Origin of the sequence: Pseudomonas sp. NFACC02, assembly GCF_900110765.1 — a bacterium.
GTDB lineage: Bacteria > Pseudomonadota > Gammaproteobacteria > Pseudomonadales > Pseudomonadaceae > Aquipseudomonas.
Genome location: NZ_FOEO01000013.1, coordinates 39,395 through 64,725, shown reverse-complemented (window position 1 = coordinate 64,725; position 25,331 = coordinate 39,395). Strand labels below are relative to the sequence as shown.

Sequence of the window (25,331 nt, the reverse complement as noted above, 5' to 3'; positions counted from 1 at the left end):
TCAAAGGAGATCGGTCATGGCAGATCCCGAATTAACCGCCACCGGCCTGCCTGGCGCGGGTTGGCGTGGTGTGGTTCGACAGGTGTGGCAGGCACGGTTGGTACGCAACATCGTCACCACGATTTCCGGCAGCGCGGGGGCCCAGGCGATAAACCTCGCGCTGATTCCGGTGATCATGCGCATCTATGGCCCGGAAGCATTCGGTGTGGTCGGCACGTTCCAGAGCCTCACGATCATTCTCATCCCGTGGTGCGCATTGACGTACCCGATGGCGATTGTCCTGCCACAGTCAGACCGTGATGCCCGCGGCCTGATTCGGCTTTCCTTGTGGATCGCGGCGACGGTCTGCGGGGTGATTGCCGCGTTGTTATACGGCTGGGGTGTCCAGGCGTCCGAAGCGTTGGGAATCGACATTCTGATCCCTTACCTGATGCTGCTGCCGATTGTCATGTTCAGCTCGGCGGTACTGGAGATCACTCAGCAATGGCTCTATCGCAACCAGCGCTTCAGCCTGACGGCGCGTGCGGCGACCTTGCATGCGCTGATATACAACGCCACCCGCAGTGGGGCCGGTTTAGTGCTGGCGACCGCGCCGGTTCTCGTCGTGACGAGTGCGCTTTATTACGTGATACACAGCGCCTTGCTGTTGATCGGCATTCGTCTGCGCCGTGAGCCAGGGCGTGTTTCCGGTCACTCAAACGCGGCTGAGCGCTCGCACAAAACCTTACGCCAACTCGCCTCCGAATATCGGGACTTCCCGCTGTTTCGCGCGCCGCAAGTGTTGATCAATGCCCTGTCTGTACACATGCCGACGCTGGTGCTGGCTTCGGCTTTCGGTGCGGTTCCGGCCGGCTTTTTCGCGCTGTGTCTGCAAGTGCTGGCGATGCCCAGCAACTTCATCGGCAAGGCGGTCGGCAGTGTCTACTACCCGCGTATCACCCAGGCGATTCACGGCAGCGAACCCGTCACAGGCCTGCTGATGCGAGGCGTGGCCGGGATGGCATTGGCCGGTCTGGCACCGTTTGCCGCGCTGGTCATCGCCGGGCCGTGGCTGTTCGCGCTCGCGTTCGGCACGCCGTGGGAAACCGCGGGCGAGTACGCGAGGTGGCTGGCGATCTCCGAGTTTGCCGGCTTTATCGGCGGGCCCTGTCTGGTCGCCATACCGGCGCTGTCCCTGCAGAGGACCTTCCTGGTGTTTGAGCTCGTCAGCACGAGCCTGCGAATTCTGGCTGTGCTGGGCGGTGCATTTATCGTGAAGGATCCGCTCGTGGTGGTCATGGCGTATGCCGCCGCCAACGTGCTGATCAACCTGTCGATGATCATCATCGTGCTGTTCCAGGGGCAACGCTGGTATCGCCGTCTGCCCGTGCGAACGGCCTGATTTAAAAATCGGATGTTGCGCTGATCGGGCGGCAGCTACGCCTGCAGTATCCCTTCCCCTCTGAGGATTTCTTTCATGAACACCGACAAGGTTTGCGCGATTATCCTCAACTGGAACGGCGCCGAGCAGACCCTCGACTGCATTCGCTCTCTTGAGGCCAGCTACTCGACTCCCGTCGTGATCATCGACAACGACTCTCGGCCAGACGACTACCAGAGACTGGTTGCTCATCTGTCCCGGCAGGGTCCTGACCGGACGCTCATCAGCACCCAGGATGAGATACGGCATGACTCGCGCAAATATGCGCGTTGTCTGATCAGGAACAACGGTAACCACGGGTATGCCGGCGGTAATAACGTCGGCATCGCGTACGCACACAGGGCGGGCTACGACTATTTCTGGATTCTGAACAACGACATCACGGTCGAACCTGGCGCGCTGGAGGCTCTGCTCGACACGATGACGGCTGATCCGCATTGCGGTTTCACCGCGTCGGTGCTCGTGTACGCCGATGATCCCGACATTGTGCAGTGCGTGGGCGGCGGTACGGTCTACCCATGGCTTGGCAAAACGAAGCTGATTGGCAAGAACGCCGATCGTTCACGACTGGCCCAGCTCAACCTGCCCTCCCCTGATTACCTGATGGGTGCATCGATGCTGGTGTCCCGCCGCGTCATCGATCAGGTCGGCCTGATGGACGAGCGTTACTTCATGTACTCCGAAGAAGTCGACTGGCAGCGCCGGGCGGCGGGACGTGGCATCACCTGTCAGGTCGCGCTGAACAGTTTTGCCCGCCATGGCGACAGTGGCAGTACCAAGGGCAAAAGCCACCTGTTCCACTTTTATCGAAACCGAGCGGCGATCATGTACAACCGCAGATTTCACTCAGCGATCTGTTGTGTCGTCTCTTCGCTGGCGCTGGCGTCCATCACCGTGCTGCAAAACAGCAGAAGCCCCAAAAATATTCGTTACGGTTTGAAGGGCATCAGTGAGGGCTTCGCCTTTTCCTGGCGCTGATCAGCCGCAGTGCTCGCTCGCCTGATGTTTTGTCCAAAAAGGTATTCGCCGTGACCAGAAGGCTCTTTTCCTTTGCGACGCTGTTATTCGCCTTGATGTTTCTGAACTCGGCGTGCCTGTTTCTGACCGACAACAAAAAAGCAGGTCTGCCGTATCTACGTGAAATGTTCATCGTCGCGGTGGTACTGGCGGCGCTGGCATTGTTGCTGTTGTGGAAGCGCGCGCATCAGTCCAGGGCGGCGCTGTGGGCGGTTTGTTTTGGCTTGATGTTGCCGCTGCTGTCGGCGTTTCTGGCCAATGCAAAGTTTGGTCAACCGCTGCTGTATGGCCTGCTGGAGGAGCGGCGCAGTTTTCTGTATCTGCTGTTCTTTCCAGCCTTGTACTTGATGATCAAGGCCCGCCCGACTCAGGAAGAACTGGAGCGGTTCTTTTTGATGTCTGGGCTTGCCTGCGTCATGGTGGGCTATCTCTATTACTTCGGCGTGATTCCGGAAAACAGTGACGTCGCCTTCACCGTCGATGAAAAAGACTACGGGCTCAATCCGTTGCGTCCGAACCGCTTCAGCGTCGGCGCAGCGTATGTGAGTGTGTGCGCCTACATGCTGATGTACCGGCTCAGACGGGACTACTCGCTGGCATCGGTCGCGCTGTTGCTGCTGTTCGCCTCTTACCTGTGGCTGGTCCTGCAGACCCGCAACACCATGTTGGTCTGGATGTTGGGTGGACTGTGGATCTTCCGCAGCCGATGGGGCGTTCTGCTGAAATCAGGCGTCGCCGTCATGGTGATCGTGACGGTGGCTTACTTCATCGTTCCAGCGTTCTTTGCCGACCAGTACGAGCGCTTCCATGCTTTGCTGGGCGAGGCCACCAGCGAGGGTGGTGTGCGTTCGACCACCTCGGACATCGTGTTGCGAGAGGTGCAGGACAACTATTGGGTCGGCATGGGCGCGTTGTCTTTGCAGTGGCAGAACGGCTTTGCGCGGCTGTACAGCGCTTACTTCTATCTGTCAGATGTCGGACTGTTGGGCGTGCTCTACCGCTTTGGCTTTCTGACGCCGGTCATCGTGCTGTTCTACTACCTCGGTTACTGGCGAATCATGCGTCAGTGTCGGCGTAAGGGCGATCTACTCAGTGCGTTTCAGCTGGATTTCGTGCTCAACGCGCTGAATTTCTTTCTGTCGACGTCAATCATGTATGGCGGCGACCTGGCGGGGCTGGCGATCGCCGCGTTCGTGTATTTCGCTCGTGCCGAAGCAGTGCGTAACGACACGCTCAGGCCACCTGTGCTGCCAGACGGTCATTCTCGCCAGCCGCTTTTGCCGCATCGTTGAGTCAGTGACGCGCCGGCCTTGGCCCGTAGTCATCGCACCCCGGCGCTTCAAGGTACTTGGAGAGCACTGCCCATTGTGGCCGGTCATGCCCGTCGACGGGCTCCAGATTCATCGGTTCACGGCCCCAGCTTTCGCCGGACGTCCAGTAAGCGACCGGCACACAGTGTTTGCGCAGATAGCCGAGCAGCCGATCCGCGGCTTCGTTCCATCGTGGGTCGTCGTCGGGGAAACCCATTTCGCCAATCTGCCCTCGACGGCCGTTTTTCTGCAGCCACTCGATGAAAGGTTTTACCCGGCGCACGCCGATGTCCGGATCGATGGGTGTGCCTTTCGGGTCCTTGTAAACACCGCTTCCATTCACATCCATATACAGGTGAGCGGAAAAAACGATGTTATTGGCAGGGTCCTTCAGCGCCAGCAAGGCGTCGTTGTACTGCGGCCACCGCTCGGCGCTGGACCAGGAGCGTCCCTCGACGATGATCAGTCGCTTGCGGTCGATCTTTCGAATCGCATCGATGCCCGCCTGTGCCGCCAGGGGCCAGCTGGCGTCCGAATCATCGTGGGGCTCGTTCATCAAGTCATAGGCATAGAGGGCCGGTGCAGCATGCCAGCGCTCGGCAATGCGCTGCATCAACTGGCGATAGTGATCAACGCTCACCTGGCGACTGCCGATCACGTGCTGTCGATACCGAGCATAGTTATGCACATCGAGGATTACACCGATGCCTTGCCGGTTCGCCTGCACAAGCATCTTGTCGATCAACCCGGCATAGGTGGCATCCAGACCACCGCCCAACACCGGCTGCAAGCGTTCCCATTTCACCGGAAACCGCACCGTGCGGATCCCCTTGGATTTCCAGCGAGCGAAATACCCATCGCTGGGGAAGAAGTAGTGCGTGCCGTTCTGTCCAGGAAACACATTCTCCGAAGACTCTGCCCCTGACACGTTGATCAGCACCATGGGCAGGGGCGAAGCCTGGGCGCTTATGCACATTCCCTGAATGCACGTCAGCGACAAGCCGGCCCACACCGTCTTGCGCAACCACCTCATAGCGCGACTCATCTTCGCCGTCTGTTCACCACGTGAGAATCCCGAACGGAATTCGTGCTGTTCAAGCAGCGCGGGCGCGTCGCCTGCCTGTTTGTTACGTCGCTCCTGATGCTTACCGCTGGTCCTCGAGAGGGTCGCACTCGCCGGTATCACGCTGCTGTTCGGTGTGATCCGGCACTCCACGCGGTTATTCATTAGCAGGAGCCCGCCCTATGAAAGTGTTTGGAATCGATTTTTATCGTGGACCGCAACGGGAACTCATCGACGAACTGATCAAGCTCAGCGACGCACCTTTCCGGTACCTGGTGACTGCCAACGTCAATCACGTGGTCCTCCTCGAACAAGACGAGTCTTTTCGTGAGGCGTATCGCTACGCGGGCCACCGGTTGTGCGACAGCCGGGTTCTGTTTCCGGTGCTGCAGCGCTTGAATGCTGGCGTTGCAGAGCCGATTCCTGGCAGCACGCTGACCCGGGCAATGATGGGCATCGCGCAACTCAGACAATGGCCAGTGACCGTTCTGGGTTGCGAACCCGATGTCGTGGCAACGCTGAAAAGAAAGTATCCAGCGGTGACCTTCCATCACTACAACCCCCCGATGGGTTTCATCAATGACGTGCGGGAAGTCGAGCGATGCATTGCCTTTATTCAGCAGCAGCGCTCGCGCATGACGTTCTTTTCCGTCGGCTCACCCCGCCAGGAGATATTGGCCTGCGCCGTGTACAAGCGAGGCGGCGCCACAGGCATCGGCCTGTGTACGGGCGCTTCGCTGACGTTTCTGTCGGGTAAGGTCAAACGGGCTCCCATATGGATTCAACGTATGTCACTGGAGTGGCTGCACCGCTTGTGTTCAGAGCCCCGGCGGCTAGGTCGACGTTACGCAGTCGATGCCTACCGGATTCTGCCGATCATTGCTCGGCAGTTCCGGAACCGTTAGCGCCTGTTGTTTTGCCCGGCAAACCGGGTACTTACTGCCTGGGCTAAACCTTCGTACCCCATACACTTCAACCGCTTCACCCAAAACCCTGGTCGATGCACGTCGGCCAGGGTTTTTTCGTTTCAGACCGTCCCTTTGCGCATGCCTGCCCAGTACGCCTTCAAGTCGGTGAAGGAGGTCGCGAGCCGCGCTGCAAACGCATGCCGCCGCGACATCGCCGGTTTCTCGATGAAATGCCAGGAGAACATCGCGGCAATCAGCACGATCGGAAACGCCACAAGCATCATGCTGATCGGCGTGATGCCTTTGACCTGATGAGCGAGGATCTCCTGCACGGGAAAAGCATAGATGTACATGCCATAGGAGTAATCGCCCAACTGATTGTAGCGATCCACGACGCGGTGGGTGGCAAAGCCCAGATAGAAGATCAGGTACGTCCAGGCGGCCACGAAGCATTCGAAGAACCAGGGCTTCTGATAAGACCATGCGGCCAGCGCCGCCAGCGGCAGGCACCACACGAATCGATGCTGAATGTGCTGGCGATATCGGTACAGCGACATGCCGAGTACAAAGGGAAGGCTCCAGGTGAAAAAGAACTGCGCCCGGTGCAGATCGTTCAGCACTGTGGTGTTCGCCAGGGTCATTTTGAAAGCGATGTAGGCCAGCGCATAAACGAGCAGAAAACCGGCAAACCGCACCCCTCGTCCATAGAACGCAAAGGCCCCCAGCCCACCGACCAGAACATACAAGGTCACTTCGTAGAACAGCGTCCACAGTGACCCATTGATGCCGGGCCACGGGTTATCGTCGAAGACGCCGGGTAACTGAAATTTCATGCTGAACAGCATGAGGTTATTGCTCAGGTAGCTGTAAATTGCACCCGAGCGGAAATATTCCAGCGTCCCCAGTGTCGTAAAGATCGGACCGATCAGGAACACACTCAGCAGCAGGACCAGGGACAGACCGGGATAGATGCGCAGGAACCGCGCCGAAAAGAAATCCAGATTGCTCGGCGCACGGTCGCGGCTAAGGGAAATAAAGAAACCGGAGACGCAGAAGAAGGTGATCACGGCCAGTTCGCCCAGCGACAGACCCAGCCAACCGGATAAAGGCTCGACGGCAGCACTGCCTTGAGCGAGCGGATAACTGTGAGAAATCAGCACAGCCGTTGCCGCAAGCATCCTGATCAGGTTGAAGTTATTGTTCCGTCTGGACGCCAGATCACCCAATGTATTCATACCGCCTCCGCCCGCGATCAGGGCAACCACGTTCCGTTCCTGTCACCGCTGTGATGCTTCACGTCCATAGCAACGCGCAATACCGAGGGGCAATAAGTGTGTGTTTACCGTGGAACCATACACCGGCGGTGCACAGCGTCTAATTGCGATCCGTAATCGGGCTGTGAATAACCCGGTTGCCAATAATTTGACCCAAGGTGCCGCTCGATAGATTTCCTTGCACCGAGCGCCGGCTTTCAGCCGTTAAACCTGATCCTCTGGAAATGAGCATGCCTGCCGAATCAATCAAGACGCCGCTGCAGCAGACAGCAGAAGGACTACGCCTGACGGGAGACGCCGTCGCCGAGTGGCGAGAGTGGGGGCCGTACCTCAGTGATCGGCAGTGGGGAACCGTACGGGAGGATTACAGCGCCGACGGCGATGCGTGGGCTTACTTCCCGCATGACCACGCGCGTAGCCGCGCGTATCGCTGGGGCGAGGACGGTCTGGCCGGGTTTTCGGACAAGTTGCAGCACTGGTGTCTCGGCCTGGCGTTATGGAATGAGCGTGATGCGATTCTCAAGGAACGCCTGTTCGGCCTGAACAACACCGAGGGTAACCATGGCGAGGATGTGAAAGAACTTTATTTCCACCTCGACGGTTTGCCCAGCCATGCGTACATGCGCATGCTCTACAAATATCCGCACGCTGCCTTTCCTTACAGTGATCTCGTTGAAGAAAACGCGCGACGCGGGCTGGACGATCCTGAGTACGAAGTGCTCGATACCGGCGTGTTTAACGACGATCTTTATTTCGACGTGACCGTCGAATACGCCAAACACACGCCCGACGATATTTTCATGCGGGTGACGGTGGTCAATCGATCTGATCGCGCTGCACGTCTGCACGTACTGCCCCAGCTGTGGGCGCGCGATACCTGGAGTTGGGCGCCGGGAACCGACCGCCCTGCCCTGTCGCGTGTGGATAACCGGGTCTTGGCTTCCCATCCCTTGCAGGCCGTCAGAGAAGCGACTGCATGGGGACATGAACCCTGCGAGTGGTTGTTTTGCGAAAACACGACCAACACGCCAAAGCTCTTTAATCAGCCAGCGCCCGGACCCTTTAAAGACGGCATCAATGAGTGTCTGATCGCGGGTAACCTCGATGCGATTCGGCGCGATGCCGGAACCAAGGTCGCCGCACATTTCGTGATGACACTGGACGGCGGTACATCGCAGACCGTCTACATGCGCTTCGCACCGCAAGGCGCCGCGCAGGTGAATGCCCGAGCGCTGTTCGAGCAACGCCGCAGCGAGGCAGACGAGTTTTACGGCGCCTTGCAGCACAAGCTGACGGATCCCGATGCGCGCAATGTTCAGCGTCAGGCGTTGGCGGGGTTGCTGTGGTCCAAGCAGCTCTATTATTTCGACGTCAAAGCCTGGCTCGAGGGTGACCCGGGAAAAGGCCCATTGCCCGCAGGCCGCTCCCATATTCGCAACAATCAATGGCGCCATCTGTGCAATTTCGACATCGTCTCGATGCCGGACAAATGGGAGTACCCGTGGTACGCCTCATGGGATCTTGCGTTTCAGGCCGTGGCCTTCGCATTGATCGATATCGAGTTCGCCAAGGACCAGCTGCTGTTGCTGGTTAAAGACCGCTTCATGCATCCGAATGGGCAGCTTCCGGCCTATGAGTGGCGTTTCGACGACGCCAACCCACCTGTCCATGCCTGGGCGACGTGGCGCGTCTATCAGATGGAGAAAACGCAAACCGGCAAAGGGGACGTGGTGTTCCTGGAGCGGGCTTTCCACAAGCTGCTGCTGAATTTCTCCTGGTGGGTCAATCGCAAGGATGCCGAAGGCCACAACATCTTTCAGGGCGGATTCCTGGGACTGGATAACATCGGCCTGTTCGATCGCTCGGCCGCCCTCGCCCCTGGCTACCAGCTGGACCAGGCCGATGGCACCGCGTGGGTGGCCGGTTATGCGCTGGATCTGATGCGTATTGCGCTGGAGCTTGCCCAGCACAACGGCGTGTACGTCGACATTGCCGTGAAGTTTTTCGAGCACTTCCTTTATATCGCCGGTGCGATCAATGAGGTGGACAAGGACGATATCGAGGGGCTTTGGAACGAAGAGGACGGCTTTTTCTACGATGTGCTGCATCGACCTGACGGTTTGCGCGAGTCCGTAAAGCTTCGTTCTTTCGTGGGGCTGATTCCTCTGTTTGCCGTGCGTGTCCTGGAACAGCGCGAGCATGAAGGTCTGAAGGGGTTACGTGAGCGCTTGCTGGGCTTTCTCCACCATCGTCCCGACCTTGCGGCATTGATTTCCCGCTGGACCGAGCCCGGCAAGGGCAACCGTTTGCTGCTGGCGCTGTTGCGCGGACAACGCACCAAGGACCTGATCAAGCGCATGCTCGATGAAAGCGAGTTTCTCTCGGCCTTCGGTGTGCGTTCACTGTCCCGTTACTATGGTGATCAGCCGTTCAAGATGCAGGTGGATGGCAGTACGCTGTGTGCGGATTATCAGCCAGCGGAATCGAACTCTCGGCTGTTTGGCGGCAATTCGAACTGGCGCGGGCCGGTCTGGATGCCGCTGAATTACATGCTGATCGAATCCCTGCGGGAGTTTCATCGCTACTACGGCGAGAATTTTTCCGTTGAATACCCCAGCGGCTCGGGGTATCTGGCGTCACTGGACGAAGTGGCCGACGGACTCAGCCATCGCATCAACAGCCTGTTCCTGCGCAATGAGGAGGGCAACCGCCCGTCCATGGCGGGTTATCCACAGCTTGAAATAGATCCCGAGAGTCGGGATCTGGTGTTGTTTCATGAGTATTTCCACGGCGAGAACGGGCGTGGACTTGGGGCTTCCCACCAGACAGGCTGGAGTGCGCTGGTTGCCCTTCTCCTTCAGCCCAGGGAATAGATTGCCAACCGCTCGCTGGAAAACCGAAATCGCGGTATCAGGAAAAAGACGGGTCAAGGAGCTGTAACCGGATGTCGTTTCGCAAATACCAGAAAGTACTGGCGATCCCGAGGGTATTGCCAGCCACACTGTTCATGTTCGTCGCGGGTTTACCGCTCACGATCATGACGCTGACCCTGAGCTTGCACGTCCTCAATGAAATGGGGCGCAGTTACTTCGATGCGGGTCTGGTCGCCACGGCCACGGCATTGGGGTTTGCCGTGGGCTCGCCGTTACTGGGACGCATGATGGACCGGCACGGTCTGCGGCCGGTGGTCGCTGTCTGCGGTGCGTTATCCACAATTGCCTGGGTGCTGCTGCCGCTGGTGAATTACGCGCTGTTCGTCGGGCTGGCCTTTGCTGCCGGCCTCTTCACCATACCGACCGGCTCCCTTTCCAGGCAGTTCGTCGCCAGTCTGGTGCCGGAAGATCAGCGTCGTCCGGCGTATTCGCTGACGACGATGCTGATGGAGTTGTCTTTTGTCATCACCCCTGCTGTCGGCATTCTGTTGATAACGGCCTATTCGGCCACTGCGGTGCTGTTGGGCATCGGCATCTGGCGTGCGTTGTCCTACGCCGCGCTCTACCTGTTGAACTGGCCGATACGCCATCCTGATGAAATCGTCGCTGTGACGGAGCCCGCCCGTCCAAAGCTGCGAGAGTGGCTCAACGCTCGGCTGATCAGCGTGTTGTTGATCAGCTCAGGCGCGCTGTTCGTGATGTTCGGGACGGAGCTTGCGTTGATTGCGGTACTTCGGGAAAACGGTGAGCTCGCCTACACCGGCTATGTCATTGCGGCCATGTCGATTGCCTCCATCGCCGGTGGTTTCGTTCACGGGATTGTCCACAGGTCCTGGTCGTTGAACCGGCTGGCCGTCACCATGAGTCTGCTCCTGCTGCCCGTCGTCTTCTTCGATCAGGTCTGGTGGTGGCTGTTGCTCGCGCTCTTGCCGACTAACTTGCTGTGTACGCCAACGCTGGCGGCAAGCTCCGAAGCGATCGCGCAACTCGCGCCCGCCGGCGTGCGAGGCCAGGTCATGGGGCTGCAGGATTCGGCGAATCGGATGGGCCAGACGCTGTCCATGCCTCTGGTGGGGTTCGCGATCGATAGCCTGTCGCCAGCGATGGGTTTCGTGGCAGCGGCGTGTGGAGGTCTGGTTTTGATCGCAATTGCGGCGCTGTGCAAGCTGTTGATAGCCAAATCTACCCAAACGGGCTGAAAACAAAATCGGCCTTGACCGTGAAGGCTCAAGACCCATGTGTTCAGCGCTAGAAAGCGGCGCTCAGAAAAACTTATGCACGTTTTTGGTTCGATAGTCGCCATCAGAAATAAGTAATTAAATGAACGACTTAGGCCCTGTTATCGAAAAATCTCGCACAATTGGTACACAGGTTATCCACAATTCACACGGGTGATTTTTCGGGCGTGGCCGCAGGCATGACGGGAGACCCCAACGCCCTTTGAGTGGCTTCATTCCATGCCGACACGCGGTCATTGAGCGCTGCAATGGCGCGAGGTCCTGTGCCCTCTGCATACATCGGTTCGCCGATCACTACTTCGATCGTGCCCGGCTTTTTGCCCCAGCCTTCTTTGGGCCAGTATCTGCCGGCGTTATGAGCGACAGGCAGGACCGGTAGCCCGGCGTTCACCGCCATGGCAGAGCCACTGCGTGAGAACTTGCCGATCTGGCCGTAGGGCACGCGCGTTCCTTCCGGAAAGATCAGTACCCAGACGCCGTCCTTCAGCAACTCGTCGCCTTTCTTCGCCACGACCTTGAGCGCCGCTTTAGGGTTATTGCGGTCAATGGCGATCGGTCGCAGCATCGCCATCGCCCAACCAAAGAACGGCACATACAGCAGCTCACGCTTGAGCACTTGACTCAGTGGCTGGAAATGCGCGGACAGAAAGAACGTTTCCCACGTGCTCTGGTGATTTGAAACGATCACGCAAGGCGTCTTGGGGACGTTTTCCTGGCCTGTGACGTTAACCCTGATGTTGAGAAGCACTTTGGTCAGCCAGACCGCACAACGACACCAATAGACGTTGATGAAGCGATAACGGATGCGGAATGGCAGGAAAGGCGCGACAAAAAAACTCAGTGAGCACCACAGCAGGGCGCTGGTGCCCAGCAGCAGGTAAAAGAAGAAGATCCTGATGGCCTGCACTATCGACATAGCTGCTTTTACCATTACGGGCATTGCCCGGATTGAGCGTGCCGTTGAACGACCGGTCAGCCGTTCAACGAGGCGCTGTTGTGGATAAGTTCTGCGGCAACTGCCGCCAGATCGTCAAAAATCAACGTTCCCGCGGGCAAAGGATTGCTCCGCGTCTTGTGACCTTTGCCCGTCATGACCAGAACAGGTTGAGAGTCGACGGCCACCGCCGCCTCCAGGTCACCCTTGCTGTCACCGACAAACCAGATTCCGTTCAAATCGAGGGCGTAATGACTGGCGATCGTCCTCAACATGCCCGGCTTGGGTTTGCGGCAGTCGCACCCTTCGTTCGGGCCGTGAGGGCAATAAACAATCAGACCGACCTCACCGCCCTGCTCCGCCACGAGGTCACGCAGTCGCGCGTGCATGGCGTCCAGCGTGGTCAGGTCGTAGTAGCCGCGCGCAATGCCGGACTGGTTGGTCGCCACGGCAACCGTCCAGCCGGCCTTGCTCAGTTCTGCGATCGCCTCGATCGAGCCGGGGATCGGCACCCACTCCTGCACCGACTTGATGTAAGCGTCGGAGTCTTCGTTGATCACGCCGTCCCGATCGAGAATCACCAGCTTCAAATCACGCTCTCCTGACTCAGCCCGGCTTAACCCAGAAGGGAGATATCGGCAACGCCGAGGAACAGATTGCGCAGGCGCGCCAGCAACGCATAACGGTTGGCCCGTACGCTTGCATCTTCTGCGTTGACCATCACCGCTTCGAAGAAAGCGTCCACCGGTTCGCGAAGTGCCGCCAGGCGCGTCAGAGCCTCGTTGTACTGACGGTTGGCAGACATCGGCACGACCGCCTGATCAGCCTGCTGAATCGCCGAGTACAGGGAGAACTCGTTGGCGTTGTCGAAGTACTTTGGCTCCACCGTCTGGGCAATGTTGCCTTCGGCTTTGCTCAGCAGATTGGACACGCGCTTGTTCACAGCGGCCAGCGCCGCCGCTTCCGGCAGCTTGCGGAACGCCTGAACGGCTTGCACACGCTGATCGAAATCCAGCGCCGAACCCGGCTGCAGGGCACGTACCGACAGGTAAACCGAGACATCGACGCCTTCATCCTCATAACGCGCACGCAGGCGGTCGAAGATGAACTCGAGGACTTGCTCGGCCAGACCGGCCGACTTCACCTTGGCACCGAACTGGGTGACGGCGAACTGCACGGTCTTGATCAGGTCCAGGTCCAGCTTTTTCTCGATCAGGATGCGCAGGATGCCCAGCGCCGCGCGACGCAGTGCGTACGGGTCTTTGCTGCCGGTTGGCAGCATGCCGATGCCGAAGATGCCGACCAGCGTGTCGAGCTTGTCAGCGATCGCCACGGCGCATCCGGTCAGCGTGCCTGGCAATTCAGCGCCAGCGCCACGCGGCATGTACTGCTCATTGAGGGCCAGTGCCACGTCTTCCGGTTCGCCATCCGCCAGCGCGTAGTAGTAACCCGCCACGCCCTGCATTTCAGGGAACTCGCCGACCATTTCAGTCGCCAGGTCGCACTTGGACAGCAGCCCTGCGCGGCCGGCACGTTGAGCGTCGCCGCCAATGCGCGGCGCGATGAACGCAGCCAGCTTGGAAACGCGCTCGGCTTTGTCGAACACGGTCCCCAGCTGGGCCTGGAACACGACGTTCTGCAGGCGCTGGTTGAAGGTTTCCAGCTTCTGCTTCTTGTCCTGCTTGAAGAAGAACTCGGCGTCGGTGAGGCGTGGACGAACGACTTTCTCGTTACCTAGGACGATCTGCGACGGGTCCTTGCTCTCGACGTTCGCGACCGTGATGAAGCGCGGCAGCAGCTTGCCGTCGGCGTCCAGCAGGCAGAAATACTTCTGGTTGTCCTGCATGGTGGTGATCAGGGCTTCCTGAGGAACCTCCAGGAAACGCTCTTCGAACGAACACACCAGCGGAACCGGCCACTCGACCAGTGCGGTCACTTCGTCGAGCAGTGCCGCCGGTACGATCGCAGTGCCTTCGTGCTGGGTGGCCAGCTCGTCGACGCGCTTGCTGATCAACTGACGGCGCTCGTTGAAGTCGGCCAGCACGTGGGCCGCGCGCAGGTCGCTGGCGTAGTTGGCTGGCGAGGTGATGCGCACGCTTTCAGGGTGGTGGAAGCGATGGCCACGGGACTCACGCCCTGCGGTTTGAGCCAAAATCGTGCAGTCGATCACCTGATCGCCAAACAGCATCACCAACCATTGGGTTGGACGGACGAACTCTTCCTTGCGAGCACCCCAGCGCATGCGCTTGGGGATCGGCAGGTCATTCAACGAGTCTTCGATGATGGTCGGCAGCAGGCTCGCGGTCGGTTTACCGGCGATGCTCTGGCTGTAACGCAGCTTCGGGCCGCTCTGGTCGATTTCGCTCAGGTCGACGCCGCACTTCTTGGCAAAGCCCAGGGCAGCCTGAGTCGGGTTACCTTCGGCGTCGAACGCGGCCTGACGTGGCGGGCCGTCCAGATTGACGCTGCGGTCCGGCTGCTGAGTCGCCAGATCGCTGATCAGCACCGCCAGACGACGCGGCGCGGCATACACCTGCTTGGCGCTGTAGGTCAGACCCGCTGCCTGCAGGCCTTTTTCGATACCGGCCAGAAACGCATCGGCCAGGGTGTTCAGGGCTTTTGGCGGCAGTTCTTCGGTGCCCAGTTCAACCAGGAAATCTTGAGCACTCATTGTGCAGCCTCCAGCTTAGCCAACACTTCATCGCGAATATCGGGTGCAGCCATCGGGAAGCCAAGCTTGGCCCGGGCCATCAGGTACGCCTGGGCAACGGAACGTGCCAGCGTGCGCACGCGCAGGATGTATTGCTGACGCGCGGTCACGGAAATCGCGCGACGGGCATCCAGCAGGTTGAAGGTGTGCGACGCCTTGAGCACCATTTCGTAGCTCGGCAGCGGCAGCTCAGCGGCGATCAGGCGCACGGCTTCGCTTTCGTAGAAATCGAACAGCTCGAACAGTTTGTCGACGTTGGCGTATTCGAAGTTGTAGGTCGATTGCTCCACTTCGTTCTGGTGGAACACGTCGCCATAGGTCACTTTGCCGAACGGACCGTCGGTCCACACCAGGTCGTAGACCGATTCAACGCCTTGCAGGTACATCGCCAGACGCTCAAGTCCGTAGGTAATTTCGCCGGTGACCGGGTAGCACTCGATGCCGCCCACCTGCTGGAAGTAGGTGAACTGAGAGACTTCCATGCCGTTCAGCCAGATTTCCCAGCCCAGGCCCCAGGCGCCCAGGGTTGGCGATTCCCAGTTGTCTTCGACGAAACGCACATCGTGCACCAGCGGATCGAGGCCGACATGTTTCAGAGAGCCCAGGTACAGCTCCTGGAAGTTGTCCGGGTTAGGCTTCAGAACCACCTGGAACTGATAGTAGTGCTGCAGGCGGTTGGGGTTCTCGCCATAACGGCCATCGGTAGGACGACGGCTCGGCTGTACGTAGGCGGCGTTCCAGGTTTCCGGGCCGACGGCGCGCAGAAACGTGGCGGTGTGGAAAGTGCCGGCGCCCACTTCCATATCGTAGGGCTGAAGTACCACACAACCTTGCTCTGCCCAGTATTGCTGGAGGGCGAGGATCAAGTCTTGGAAGGTACGCACGGCTGGCGTAGGCTGGCTCACGAAATTCACCTGTACTGGGGGGCTGCGATTTAAAGAGCGGGAGTATACCCGATTCAGCAGCGCCTCCACCCTTGGGAGCCCTATGCCACGCTGCTTTTGGTGCAACGAAGATCCTCTTTACATGGACTATCACGATCAGGAATGGGGCGTGCCGCTGCGCGACGCGCAGATGCTGTTCGAGTTTCTGTTGCTCGAAGGGTTCCAGGCGGGTCTGTCGTGGATCACGATTTTGAAGAAGCGCGCGCGTTATCGCGAAGTGATGTTCAACTTCGACGTGCAGCGCATAGCGGACATGACCGACGCCGAAATCGATGAGCTGATGCTTGAGCCGGGCATCGTTCGAAATCGTCTCAAGCTCAATGCAGCCCGCAAGAACGCACAGGCCTGGCTGCGTCTCGAAGACCCGGTTGCGTTCGTCTGGTCCTTCGTCGGTGGCCAGCCAAAGGTCAATCACTTCAAGGATCGCAGCGAAGTCCCGGCCATCACGCCCGAGGCCGAAGCCATGAGCAAGGCCCTGAAAAAAGCCGGTTTCACTTTCGTCGGCCCGACCATTTGCTACGCCTACATGCAGGCCACGGGGATGGTCATGGATCACACGGTTGATTGTGATCGGTATGCGCAGTTGGCCAAATAATATCGACCGCCATTTGTAGGAGCGCGCTTGGTCTGGGCCGCATCCGGACGAATGTGGTGTGTCAGTCTGCAGCGATGTATTAGACAGATCGCATTCGCGGGCAAGCGCGCTCCTACAAGTCGGAATGGTTACAATGCCCACCTCATCGATTCAGGAGTGATCTGTGGATAAGTTCAAAGGCGCCATGATGGTCGGGGCGTTGCGGTTGTTCGCCCTGTTACCGTGGCGCGCCGTGCAGTGGGTCGGCACTGGCATCGGCTGGCTGATGTGGAAGCTGCCTAATCGTTCTCGTGAAGTTGCCCGCATCAACCTCTCCAAATGTTTTCCCGAGCTGAGCCCTGCCGAGCTTGAGGCGTTGGTCGGTCGCAGCCTGATGGACATCGGCAAGACCCTGACCGAAAGCGCCTGTGCGTGGATCTGGCCTGCTCAGAAATCGATCAATCTGGTCCGTGAAGTCGAAGGCTTGCAGGTGTTGAAGGACGCGTTGGCGTCGGGCAAAGGCGTGGTGGGCATCACCAGCCATCTGGGCAACTGGGAGGTGCTCAACCACTTCTACTGCAGCCAGTGCAAGCCGATCATTTTTTACCGTCCGCCCAAGCTCAAGGCCGTGGACGAACTGCTGCGTAAACAGCGCGTGCAGTTGGGTAACCGCGTGGCCGCGTCGACCAAGGAAGGGATTCTCAGCGTCATCAAGGAAGTACGCAAAGGCGGTTCAGTGGGCATTCCGGCGGATCCGGAGCCGGCTGAATCGGCCGGCATCTTCGTGCCTTTTTGCGGCACCGTGGCACTGACCAGCAAGTTCGTGCCAAACATGCTGGCGGGCGGCAAAGCGGTGGGTGTGTTCCTGCACGCCATGCGCCTGGACGACGGCTCCGGCTACAAAGTGGTTCTGGAAGCGGCACCGGAAGAGATGTACAGCACCGACACCGAAACCTCGGCAGCGGCGATGAGCAAGGTCGTTGAAAAGTACGTGCGCGCTTACCCGAGCCAGTACATGTGGACCATGAAGCGATTCAAGAAACGACCTGAGGGAGAGGCGCGCTGGTATTGAGTCTGGCCTGAGCTGGCACGGTCATTACTGTAGCCGGCTTGCTGGCGAATGGGGCCGGCCTGATACATCAATGTTGAATGACGCATTGGGTTCGCCAGCAAGCCGGCTCCTACAATGAATTGCATTCCGATGTGGTATCTGTGGCGCTACGTCTGGCGATCCAGCTTTTTCAAAAACACCATCATCTCTTTTTCGGCCTGTTTATCCCCATGGCCGACTGCCGCCGAAATGCCCTGCTCCCAGGCCTGACGGGCTTGCCCGGTGTCTCTGGACGCCAGCCAAGCCTTGCCGAGCAGTTTCCACGCCGCGGAATACTTCGGGTCGAATTCGACGCAACGCTGTAAGTGCTCGATAGCCTTCTGATGATCTCCCACATCGAGATAACCCTTGCCTAGACCGAAGCGCAGCAGTGCGTTGTCTGTCCCTTTGGCGAGCATTTTTTCCAGGGATTCGAGCACGTCGGTTCTCCTTGCTTAAAAAAAGCTCAACCCTACCTGAAACAGCCGCTCCACATCGCGGATGTACTTTTTATCCACAAGGAACATGACCACGTGGTCGCCGGATTCGATCACTGTGCTGTCGTGGGCGATCAACACTCGTTCGGCGCGCGTGATGGCGCCGATGGTGGTGCCGGTCGGCAGGTTGATGTCCTTGATGGCCTTGCCAATCACCTTGCTGGAATTGGCATCGCCGTGGGCCACGACCTCGATGGCTTCCGCGGCGCCACGCCGTAACGAGTGTACGCTGACAATGTCGCCGCGCCTGACGTGAGCGAGCAAGGTACCGATGGTCGCCAACTGCGGGCTGACCGCGATGTCGATTTCCCCGCCTTGCACCAGATCCACGTACGCCGGATTGTTGATGATGGTCATGACTTTTTTCGCGCCCAGCCGCTTGGCCAGCAATGAAGACATGATGTTGGCTTCATCGTCGTTGGTCAGTGCGAGGAACAGGTCGGCGTTGTCGATGTTTTCTTCCATCAACAGGTCGCGGTCCGAAGAGCTGCCTTGCAGGATTACGGTGTTGTCGAGCGTGTCCGACAAATAGCGACAGCGCGCCGGGTTCATCTCGATGATCTTGACCTGGTAACGATTTTCGATGGCCTCGGCCAGACGCTCGCCGATCTGTCCGCCGCCGGCGATGACGATACGTTTGTAGCTTTCATCCAGACGGCGCATTTCGCCCATTACCGCACGAATGTCGGCTTTGGCGGCGATGAAGAAGACTTCGTCATCCGCCTCGATGACCGTATCGCCTTGAGGAATGATCGGACGATCACGGCGGAAAATGGCCGCGACGCGGGTGTCGACATTCGGCATGTGCGCGCGCAACTGACGCAGTTGCTGACCCACCAACGGGCCACCGTAATATGCCCTCACCGCCACGAGTTGCACCTTGCCGCCAGCAAAGTCGATGACCTGGAGCGCGCTCGGGTATTCGATCAGGCGCTTGATGTAATTGGTGACCACCTGCTCGGGGCTGATCAGTACGTCCACCGGAATGGCGTCGTTGTCGAACAGCCCGGCGCGGGTCAGGTAGGCCGACTCCCGAACCCGGGCAATTTTGGTCGGGGTATGAAACAACGTGTAGGCGACCTGGCAGGCGACCATGTTGGTTTCGTCGCTACTGGTCACGGCCACCAGCATGTCGGCGTCATCTGCCCCGGCCTGTCGCAGTACGGTGGGGAAAGACCCCCGGCCTTGAACGGTCCGGATGTCCAGGCGATCACCCAGTGCCCGCAGGCGATCCGGGTCGGTGTCGACCACGGTGATGTCGTTGGCTTCGCTGGCCAGGTGCTCCGCCAGCGTGCCACCGACCTGTCCTGCACCGAGAATGATGATCTTCAATCAGTCTCTCCTTGAAATGATGATGGTGTCGTTGCCTGCGCAGGGTGACGCCTGTTTTTGATAGGGAACGCGGGCTGTAGGCGCCGGCTTGCTGGCGAATGCAATCGATCATTCGCCACTGAGGCGTCTGGCCTGACGCCTTCGCCAGCAAGCCGGCTCCTACAAGGGAGTGGCTTCAGGTGCTTGCCGCAATCTTGATCAGTTTGGCGTAGTAAAAGCCGTCATGCCCGCCTTCCTGCGCCAGCAACTGGCGGCCGTGTGGCTGTTTCAGGCCTGGCGGTGGATTGCCTTGTTGCCCCGCGATGTCCAGCTCCCGGGCGCCGGGCGTGCGGGCGAGGAAGGCGTCGATCACTTCGGTGTTCTCGGTGGGCAGTGTCGAACACGTGGCGTACAACAGAATGCCGCCGACTTGAAGTGTCGGCCACAGCGCATCAAGGAGCTCGCCCTGCAACGTCGCAAGGGCCGGGATGTCATCGGCCTGACGGGTCAACTTGATGTCCGGGTGGCGACGAATGACGCCGGTCGCCGAACAAGGCGCGTCGAGCAGAATGCGCTGGAACGGCGTGCCGTCCCACCATTGATCGGTCGCACGGGCGTCGGCGGCGATGAGTTCTGCGCTCAGGCCCAGACGGTCCAGGTTTTCCTTCACGCGCACCATGCGTTTGGCTTCCAGGTCCACGGCAACAACGCCCGCGAGCCCCGGCTGCACTTCCAGCAAATGGCAGGTCTTGCCGCCCGGCGCGCAACAGGCATCGAGCACACGCTGACCCGGCGCCAGTTCCAGCAGGCCAGCGGCAAGCTGTGCGGCTTCGTCCTGTACGCTGATCCAGCCTTCGGAAAAACCCGGCAGTGAGCGGACGTCACCCGGTTCGGTCAGCACGATGCCGTCCTGACTGAAGGCGCTGGCAGCAGCGCCAATGCCCGCCTCCTGCAGCAGTTGAAGGTACTGATCACGGGTTTTGTGACGACGATTGACCCGCAGGATCATCGGCGGATGCGCGTTGTTCGCCGCACAAATCGCTTCCCAATGCTCCGGCCAGGCGGCTTTCAGGGCTTTCTGCAGCCAGCGCGGGTGGGCGGTTCTCACGACGGGGTCGTGTTCAAGCTCGGTCAGCAACGCTTCGCCTTCACGCTGTGCACGACGCAGGACGGCGTTGAGCAGTGCCTTGGCCCATGGCTTTTTCAGTTTGTCTGCGCAACCCACGGTTTCGCCGATGGCCGCATGCGCGGGGATGCGTGAGTAGAACAGCTGATACAGGCCGACCAGCAGCAGCGCTTGAACGTCGCTGTCGGCGGCCTTGAACGGTTTCTGCAGCAGTTTCGCGGCTAGGGCTGACAGCCGAGGTTCCCAGCGGGCGGTGCCAAAGGCCAGGTCCTGGGTCAGGCCGCGATCACGGTCTTCGACTTTGTCCAGTTGAGTGGGCAGCGAGCTGTTGAGTGACGCTTTACCGCTGAGTACGGCAGCCAATGCCTTTGCAGCGGCCAGACGCGGATTCATTGGCTGTCCACCTGAGCGCCCAGTACGGTGCCCACAGCGAATTTTTCACGGCGACTGTTGAACAGATCGGCGAAGCCCAGCGGTTTGCCGCCCGGCAATTGCAAGCGCGTCAGGCGCAGCGCGTTTTGCCCACAAGCTACGATCAGACCGTCCTTGCTGGCGCTGAGCACCGTACCGGGCTCGCCTTGGCCTTCGGCGACGCGAGCGGCGAGCACTTTCAATGCCTCACCGTTGAGCGTGCTGTGGCAGATCGGCCAAGGGTTGAAGGCACGAACCAGACGCTCCAGTTCATCCGCCGGACGCGCCCAGTCGATGCGTGCTTCGTCTTTGTTCAGCTTGTGGGCGTAGGTGGCCAGATTGTCGTCCTGCACTTCGCCTACCAGCGAGCCATCCGCCAGGCCTGCGATGGCCTGTAAAACGGCAACAGGTCCGAGTTCCGCCAGGCGATCATGCAAGGTGCCGCCGGTGTCCTCGTCAGTGATCGCGGTCATGGCCTTGAGCAGCATCGGCCCGGTGTCCAGACCGGCTTCCATGCGCATGACCGTTACGCCGCTTTCAGCGTCGCCGGCCTGTACGGCGCGCTGGATCGGTGCGGCACCACGCCAGCGCGGCAGCAAAGAGGCATGACTGTTGATGCAGCCCAGGCGCGGTATGTCCAGCACCACCTGCGGCAGGATCAGGCCGTAAGCGACCACCACCATCAGATCGGGCTTAAGGGCGGCGAGCTCGGCTTGTGCTTCAGGCGCGCGCAGGGTGGGCGGCTGTAATACCGGAATGTCGTGTTGCAGGGCGAGTTGCTTGACCGGACTGGGCATGAGCTTCTGGCCACGGCCCGCCGGGCGGTCGGGTTGGGTGTAAACCGCGATCACCTCATAAGGGCTGTCGAGCAGGGCTTTAAGGTGTTCGGCGGCAAATTCAGGGGTGCCGGCGAAGACAATGCGCAATGGCTCAGTCATGGGCTTCTCGTTGAGGAATAGGGTCGCAGGAGTGCGTCTGCCCGGGATGCAGGGTATCTGCCGCCGAGTGCGTCAGAGACGAATTGCAAGCGCGCTCCTGCAGACAGGGAAGGATCAAGCGTTCTGCTTGTGCTGTTTTTCCAGCTTCTTCTTGATCCGGTCACGCTTGAGATTAGACAGGTAGTCCACGAACAGCTTGCCGTTCAGGTGATCGCACTCGTGCTGGATGCACACGGCGAGCAGGCCTTCGGCGATGAGTTCGTAAGGCTGGCCGTCACGGTCCAGCGCCTTGACCTTGACCTTCTGCGGACGGTCCACGTTCTCATAGAACCCGGGGACCGACAGGCAACCTTCCTGATACTGATCCATTTCGTCAGTCAGCGGCTCAAGCTCCGGGTTGATGAAAACCCGTGGTTCGCTGCGATCTTCGGAGAGATCCATTACAACGACGCGCTTGTGTACGTTAACCTGCGTCGCGGCCAGGCCGATGCCAGGTGCCTCGTACATGGTTTCAAACATGTCGTCGACCAACTGGCGAATGCCGTCGTCCACAGCGGCCACCGGCTTGGCGATGGTGCGCAGGCGCGAATCGGGGAATTCGAGGATGTTTAAAATGGCCATATACGTAAGCGCTGCACTTGTAGGGTAAAGTCAAAATCGGCTGCTAGGCTTGGGACGTCACAAGCGGGCAGCCCTTGTAAAACCGATGTCTCGCAAGATGCCGGGTTTCACGCGAAGCCAACATGATAAAGGGATTCACCGCATGAGGAAATCACTACTCGCCCTGCTGCTGTTGGCCGCGACAGGCCTTGTCCAGGCGCAAGTACAACTCAAGGAAGGCCATCCACAGCGTTACACCGTTGTCGCCGGTGACACACTCTGGGACATTTCCGGCAAGTTTCTCACCCAGCCGTGGAAGTGGCCGCAGCTCTGGAGAGCCAATCCGCAGGTTCACGACCCTGATCTGATCTACCCTGGCGACACCCTGAACCTTGTTTATGTCGACGGGCAGCCGAGAATTGTCCTCAACCGCGGCGAGTCTCGCGGCACGATCAAACTGTCTCCCCGCGTGCGCAGCACACCCATCGCCGACGCGATCCCGACCATTCCGCTGGGCGCGATCAACGCCTTCCTGCTCAACAACCGGATCATGGACACGCCTGAGCAGTTCGAGGATGCACCGTACATCGTCGCCGGTAGTGGCGAGCGTGTCCTGAGCGGTGCGGGAGACCGGATCTTCGCCCGTGGCAGCTTCGATCCGAGTCATGTGTCCTACGGGATCTTCCGTAAGGGCAAGACCTACTTCGATGCCGAGACCGATGAACCGTTGGGTATCAATGCCGATGACATCGGCAGCGGCGAGGTCATCGCGGTTGAAGGTGACGTGGCGACCCTGCAGATGCAGCGTTCGACTCAAGAGGTACGACTGGGGGATCGACTGTTCGTCAGTGAGGAGCGCGCGATCAATTCCAACTTCGTGCCGAGCGAGCCGACACGGGAAATCAGAGGCACGATTATCGATGTGCCGCGCGGCGTGACGCAGATCGGCGAGTTTGACGTGGTCACGCTGGACCGTGGCAGCCTCGACGGTCTGGCGGAAGGTAATGTGCTGGCGATCTACAAGACCGGCGAAACCGTTCGCGACCGTATCACGGGCGATCGGGTCAAAATCCCGGACGAGCGTGCCGGCTTGTTGATGGTGTTTCGCACCTACAATCGCCTGAGCTATGCGATGGTCCTGCATGCGTCCAGATCTTTGGCGGTGAATGACCGGGTGCGTAATCCGTAATGCTATGTATCAGCTCCAAAACACTTTTTCCCACCGGCATGCTTCACTTATCTAATTGTTGTTAACAGACTTATCCACAGGTTTGCCCGCTGATTGAAGTGGGCCCAGGATCAAGGAAGATCTCATGCCGTTGTTCGAAAAAGCCGGGCAGTCGCCTGCCGAGCTGGAGGCGCGTCTGCGCCTTCATCGATTGCCCGAAATCGGTCCCAAGCGTTTTCACACCCTCATCGATGCGTTCGGCAGTGCGTCCGCTGCCCTGAGCGCTCCGGCATCCGCATGGCGCTCCTTGAGGCTTCCAACCGCCAGTTCCGAAGCCCGGCGCAGTCCCGAAGTGCGCGATGGCGCCAGCGCTGCATTGGCCTGGCTAGAGCGTCCGGGCCAGCATTTGCTGATGTGGGACGATGCCGACTACCCGCCTTTGCTCGCCGAAATTCCCGATCCTCCTCCGCTGCTTTTCATCGCCGGTGATCGCACATTGCTTGATCGTCCGCAGCTCGGAATGGTGGGCAGCCGACGCGCTTCCCGACCGGGACTGGATACGGCCACGGCGTTCGCTCGTAGCCTGGCGGGCGCAGGATTTGTCGTCACCAGCGGCCTCGCCCTTGGTATCGATGGCGCTGCCCATCAGGGGGCGCTGGATGTAAAAGGCGCCACGATTGGTGTACTCGGCACCGGGATCGAAAAACTTTATCCACAGCGGCATCGTCAACTTGCAGCAACCATGATGGCGCAGGGTGGCGCGGTGATTTCCGAGCTGCCACTGGACGCCGGTCCTCACGCCAGCAATTTTCCGCGACGCAACCGGATCATCAGCGGCCTGTCGTTGGGTGTGCTGGTGGTGGAGGCCAGTGTTGCCAGTGGCTCGCTGATCACGGCGCGTCTGGCCGCTGAGCAGGGCCGGGAGGTCTACGCGATTCCCGGTTCGATCCATCACCCCGGCGCCCGGGGTTGTCATCAACTGATCCGTGAAGGCGCGGTGCTGGTGGAGACGATCGATCACATTCTTGAGGCGCTGCAAGGCTGGAAAAATCTGCCGCCCTGCAATGAGTCAAGGAAAAGCGAGTCTGGAGCCATCCACCCTCTTCTGGCGTTGTTGCACGCCGCGCCTCAAACCAGCGAGGGCTTGTCGGCCAGCAGTGGCTGGCCGTTGCCCAAGGTGCTGGCGGCGCTGACAGAACTTGAACTCGACAACAGCGTGGCCTGTGAGGGCGGGCGATGGTTTGCCCGGGCGCCCTGAGGTTAAACTGCCCACCAGCGTTAATTCGGAGAGCGAACGATGGTCAGCAGTTGGCGTGTGCAACAAGCCGCACGAGAGATCCGGGCCGGGGCGGTGATTGCCTATCCAACCGAAGCGGTATGGGGTTTGGGGTGCGATCCTTGGGATCCGGAGGCGGTCTACCGCTTGCTGGCAATCAAGGCGCGGCCTGTGGAAAAAGGCTTGATCCTGATTGCCGACAACATTCGCCAGTTCGATTTCCTCTTCGAGGATTTCCCTGAGCTGTGGATCGATCGCATGGCCAGCACCTGGCCTGGCCCGAACACCTGGCTGGTGCCACACCAGGGCTTGCTCCCCGACTGGATCACCGGTGGCCGCGACACGGTGGCGCTGCGTGTCAGTGATCATCCGCTGGTGCGTGAACTGTGCGCCCTGACCGGTCCACTGGTGTCGACGTCAGCCAACCCGACGGGCCGACCCGCTGCCCGCTCGCGGCTGCGGATCGAGCAATACTTCCACAATCAGCTGGACATGGTTTTGGGCGGCGCACTGGGTGGGCGTCGCAATCCGAGCGTGATTCGTGATCTGGTGACGGCTGAAGTGGTGCGGGCGGGGTGATGGCGCGGGC

General features: G+C 59.7%; 22 protein-coding genes. 11 read left to right on the top strand and 11 right to left on the bottom strand.

Annotated elements, in window-relative coordinates:
• The first annotated feature begins 16 nt into the window (after positions 1-16).
• The 3 genes from BMY73_RS13400 (at position 17) to BMY73_RS13390 (ending at position 3,729) form a co-directional block, all read left to right on the top strand.
• Positions 17-1,381 carry a lipopolysaccharide biosynthesis protein gene (locus BMY73_RS13400; protein WP_092407645.1) on the top strand — a complete coding sequence of 455 codons (1,365 nt, stop codon included), beginning with the start codon at positions 17-19 and terminating at the stop codon, positions 1,379-1,381.
• A gap of 75 nt (positions 1,382-1,456) precedes the next feature.
• A complete protein-coding gene (locus BMY73_RS13395; protein ID WP_092407643.1) occupies positions 1,457-2,398 on the top strand; it encodes a glycosyltransferase family 2 protein in 942 nt (313 codons plus the stop codon).
• 50 nt (positions 2,399-2,448) lie between these two features.
• On the top strand, positions 2,449-3,729 hold the full coding sequence (locus BMY73_RS13390) for a hypothetical protein (protein WP_139214223.1): 1,281 nt from the start codon (positions 2,449-2,451) through the stop codon (positions 3,727-3,729).
• Between the two features lies 1 nt (position 3,730).
• Here the strand turns inward: BMY73_RS13390 and BMY73_RS13385 are convergent, their stop codons facing one another.
• Positions 3,731-4,780: a glycoside hydrolase family 5 protein gene (locus tag BMY73_RS13385; RefSeq protein ID WP_256571177.1), complete on the bottom strand. Its 1,050-nt coding sequence runs from the start codon at positions 4,778-4,780 to the stop codon at positions 3,731-3,733.
• Between the two features lie 212 nt (positions 4,781-4,992).
• On the opposite strand from BMY73_RS13385, the gene BMY73_RS13380 reads away from it, so the two are divergent.
• Positions 4,993-5,715, top strand: coding sequence for a WecB/TagA/CpsF family glycosyltransferase (locus BMY73_RS13380; protein ID WP_092407639.1), 723 nt, complete (start codon positions 4,993-4,995; stop codon positions 5,713-5,715).
• Between the two features lie 122 nt (positions 5,716-5,837).
• On the opposite strand, the gene BMY73_RS13375 is transcribed toward BMY73_RS13380, so the two are convergent.
• The gene (locus tag BMY73_RS13375; RefSeq protein WP_139214221.1) at positions 5,838-6,953 is read right to left on the bottom strand and encodes an acyltransferase family protein; all 1,116 of its coding nucleotides are present in this window, start codon (positions 6,951-6,953) and stop codon (positions 5,838-5,840) included.
• A 269-nt stretch (positions 6,954-7,222) separates the two neighbouring features.
• Here BMY73_RS13375 and BMY73_RS13370 point away from each other — a divergent pair, with 269 nt between their 5' ends.
• A complete protein-coding gene (locus tag BMY73_RS13370) occupies positions 7,223-9,865 on the top strand; it encodes an MGH1-like glycoside hydrolase domain-containing protein (RefSeq protein WP_092407635.1) in 2,643 nt (880 codons plus the stop codon).
• Between the two features lie 71 nt (positions 9,866-9,936).
• Positions 9,937-11,124 (top strand): MFS transporter, encoded by a 1,188-nt coding sequence (locus BMY73_RS13365; RefSeq protein ID WP_092407633.1) that lies wholly within the window; start codon positions 9,937-9,939, stop codon positions 11,122-11,124.
• 184 nt (positions 11,125-11,308) lie between these two features.
• Here BMY73_RS13365 and BMY73_RS13360 read toward each other — a convergent pair whose 3' ends face one another.
• From BMY73_RS13360 to glyQ, 4 genes are read right to left on the bottom strand one after another with little or no spacing between them, the layout of a single operon-like run.
• Positions 11,309-12,079 (bottom strand): lysophospholipid acyltransferase family protein, encoded by a 771-nt coding sequence (locus tag BMY73_RS13360; protein WP_062386273.1) that lies wholly within the window; start codon positions 12,077-12,079, stop codon positions 11,309-11,311.
• 56 nt (positions 12,080-12,135) lie between these two features.
• Entirely contained in the window at positions 12,136-12,687 is a 552-nt protein-coding gene (gene gmhB / locus BMY73_RS13355) for a D-glycero-beta-D-manno-heptose 1,7-bisphosphate 7-phosphatase (RefSeq protein WP_092407631.1), read from the bottom strand.
• 26 nt (positions 12,688-12,713) lie between these two features.
• Positions 12,714-14,768, bottom strand: a complete 2,055-nt coding sequence (gene glyS / locus BMY73_RS13350; protein ID WP_092407629.1) for a glycine--tRNA ligase subunit beta — start codon at positions 14,766-14,768, stop codon at positions 12,714-12,716.
• Positions 14,765-15,712: a glycine--tRNA ligase subunit alpha gene (glyQ, locus tag BMY73_RS13345; RefSeq protein WP_062386280.1), complete on the bottom strand. Its 948-nt coding sequence runs from the start codon at positions 15,710-15,712 to the stop codon at positions 14,765-14,767. Before glyQ ends, glyS begins: the two co-directional genes overlap by 4 nt.
• Positions 15,713-15,794: 82 nt before the next feature.
• Between glyQ and BMY73_RS13340 the strand changes: the two genes are divergently transcribed.
• Complete coding sequence (locus BMY73_RS13340; RefSeq protein WP_092407627.1) at positions 15,795-16,346, top strand: DNA-3-methyladenine glycosylase I; 552 nt, start codon at positions 15,795-15,797, stop codon at positions 16,344-16,346.
• 163 nt (positions 16,347-16,509) lie between these two features.
• On the top strand, positions 16,510-17,397 hold the full coding sequence (locus BMY73_RS13335) for a lysophospholipid acyltransferase (RefSeq protein WP_062386286.1): 888 nt from the start codon (positions 16,510-16,512) through the stop codon (positions 17,395-17,397).
• A gap of 146 nt (positions 17,398-17,543) precedes the next feature.
• Here BMY73_RS13335 and BMY73_RS13330 read toward each other — a convergent pair whose 3' ends face one another.
• From BMY73_RS13330 to def, 5 genes are all read right to left on the bottom strand, one after another.
• The gene (locus BMY73_RS13330; RefSeq protein WP_371914977.1) at positions 17,544-17,834 is read right to left on the bottom strand and encodes a tetratricopeptide repeat protein; all 291 of its coding nucleotides are present in this window, start codon (positions 17,832-17,834) and stop codon (positions 17,544-17,546) included.
• 36 nt (positions 17,835-17,870) lie between these two features.
• Entirely contained in the window at positions 17,871-19,244 is a 1,374-nt protein-coding gene (gene trkA / locus BMY73_RS13325; RefSeq protein WP_092407623.1) for a Trk system potassium transporter TrkA, read from the bottom strand.
• Between the two features lie 175 nt (positions 19,245-19,419).
• Positions 19,420-20,742 carry a 16S rRNA (cytosine(967)-C(5))-methyltransferase RsmB gene (gene rsmB / locus BMY73_RS13320; RefSeq protein WP_092407621.1) on the bottom strand — a complete coding sequence of 441 codons (1,323 nt, stop codon included), beginning with the start codon at positions 20,740-20,742 and terminating at the stop codon, positions 19,420-19,422.
• Positions 20,739-21,698, bottom strand: a complete 960-nt coding sequence (fmt, locus tag BMY73_RS13315) for a methionyl-tRNA formyltransferase (RefSeq protein WP_092407619.1) — start codon at positions 21,696-21,698, stop codon at positions 20,739-20,741. The genes rsmB and fmt overlap by 4 nt, the downstream gene beginning before the upstream one ends.
• 114 nt (positions 21,699-21,812) lie before the next feature.
• Positions 21,813-22,319, bottom strand: a complete 507-nt coding sequence (def, locus tag BMY73_RS13310; protein ID WP_062386298.1) for a peptide deformylase — start codon at positions 22,317-22,319, stop codon at positions 21,813-21,815.
• 142 nt (positions 22,320-22,461) lie between these two features.
• On the opposite strand from def, the gene BMY73_RS13305 reads away from it, so the two are divergent.
• From BMY73_RS13305 to BMY73_RS13295, 3 genes are all read left to right on the top strand, one after another.
• Positions 22,462-23,487 (top strand): LysM peptidoglycan-binding domain-containing protein, encoded by a 1,026-nt coding sequence (locus BMY73_RS13305; RefSeq protein WP_092407617.1) that lies wholly within the window; start codon positions 22,462-22,464, stop codon positions 23,485-23,487.
• A gap of 124 nt (positions 23,488-23,611) precedes the next feature.
• A complete protein-coding gene (gene dprA / locus BMY73_RS13300) occupies positions 23,612-24,724 on the top strand; it encodes a DNA-processing protein DprA (RefSeq protein ID WP_092407615.1) in 1,113 nt (370 codons plus the stop codon).
• Between the two features lie 39 nt (positions 24,725-24,763).
• Positions 24,764-25,321, top strand: coding sequence for an L-threonylcarbamoyladenylate synthase type 1 TsaC (locus BMY73_RS13295; protein ID WP_062386306.1), 558 nt, complete (start codon positions 24,764-24,766; stop codon positions 25,319-25,321).
• Positions 25,322-25,331 lie beyond the last annotated feature (10 nt).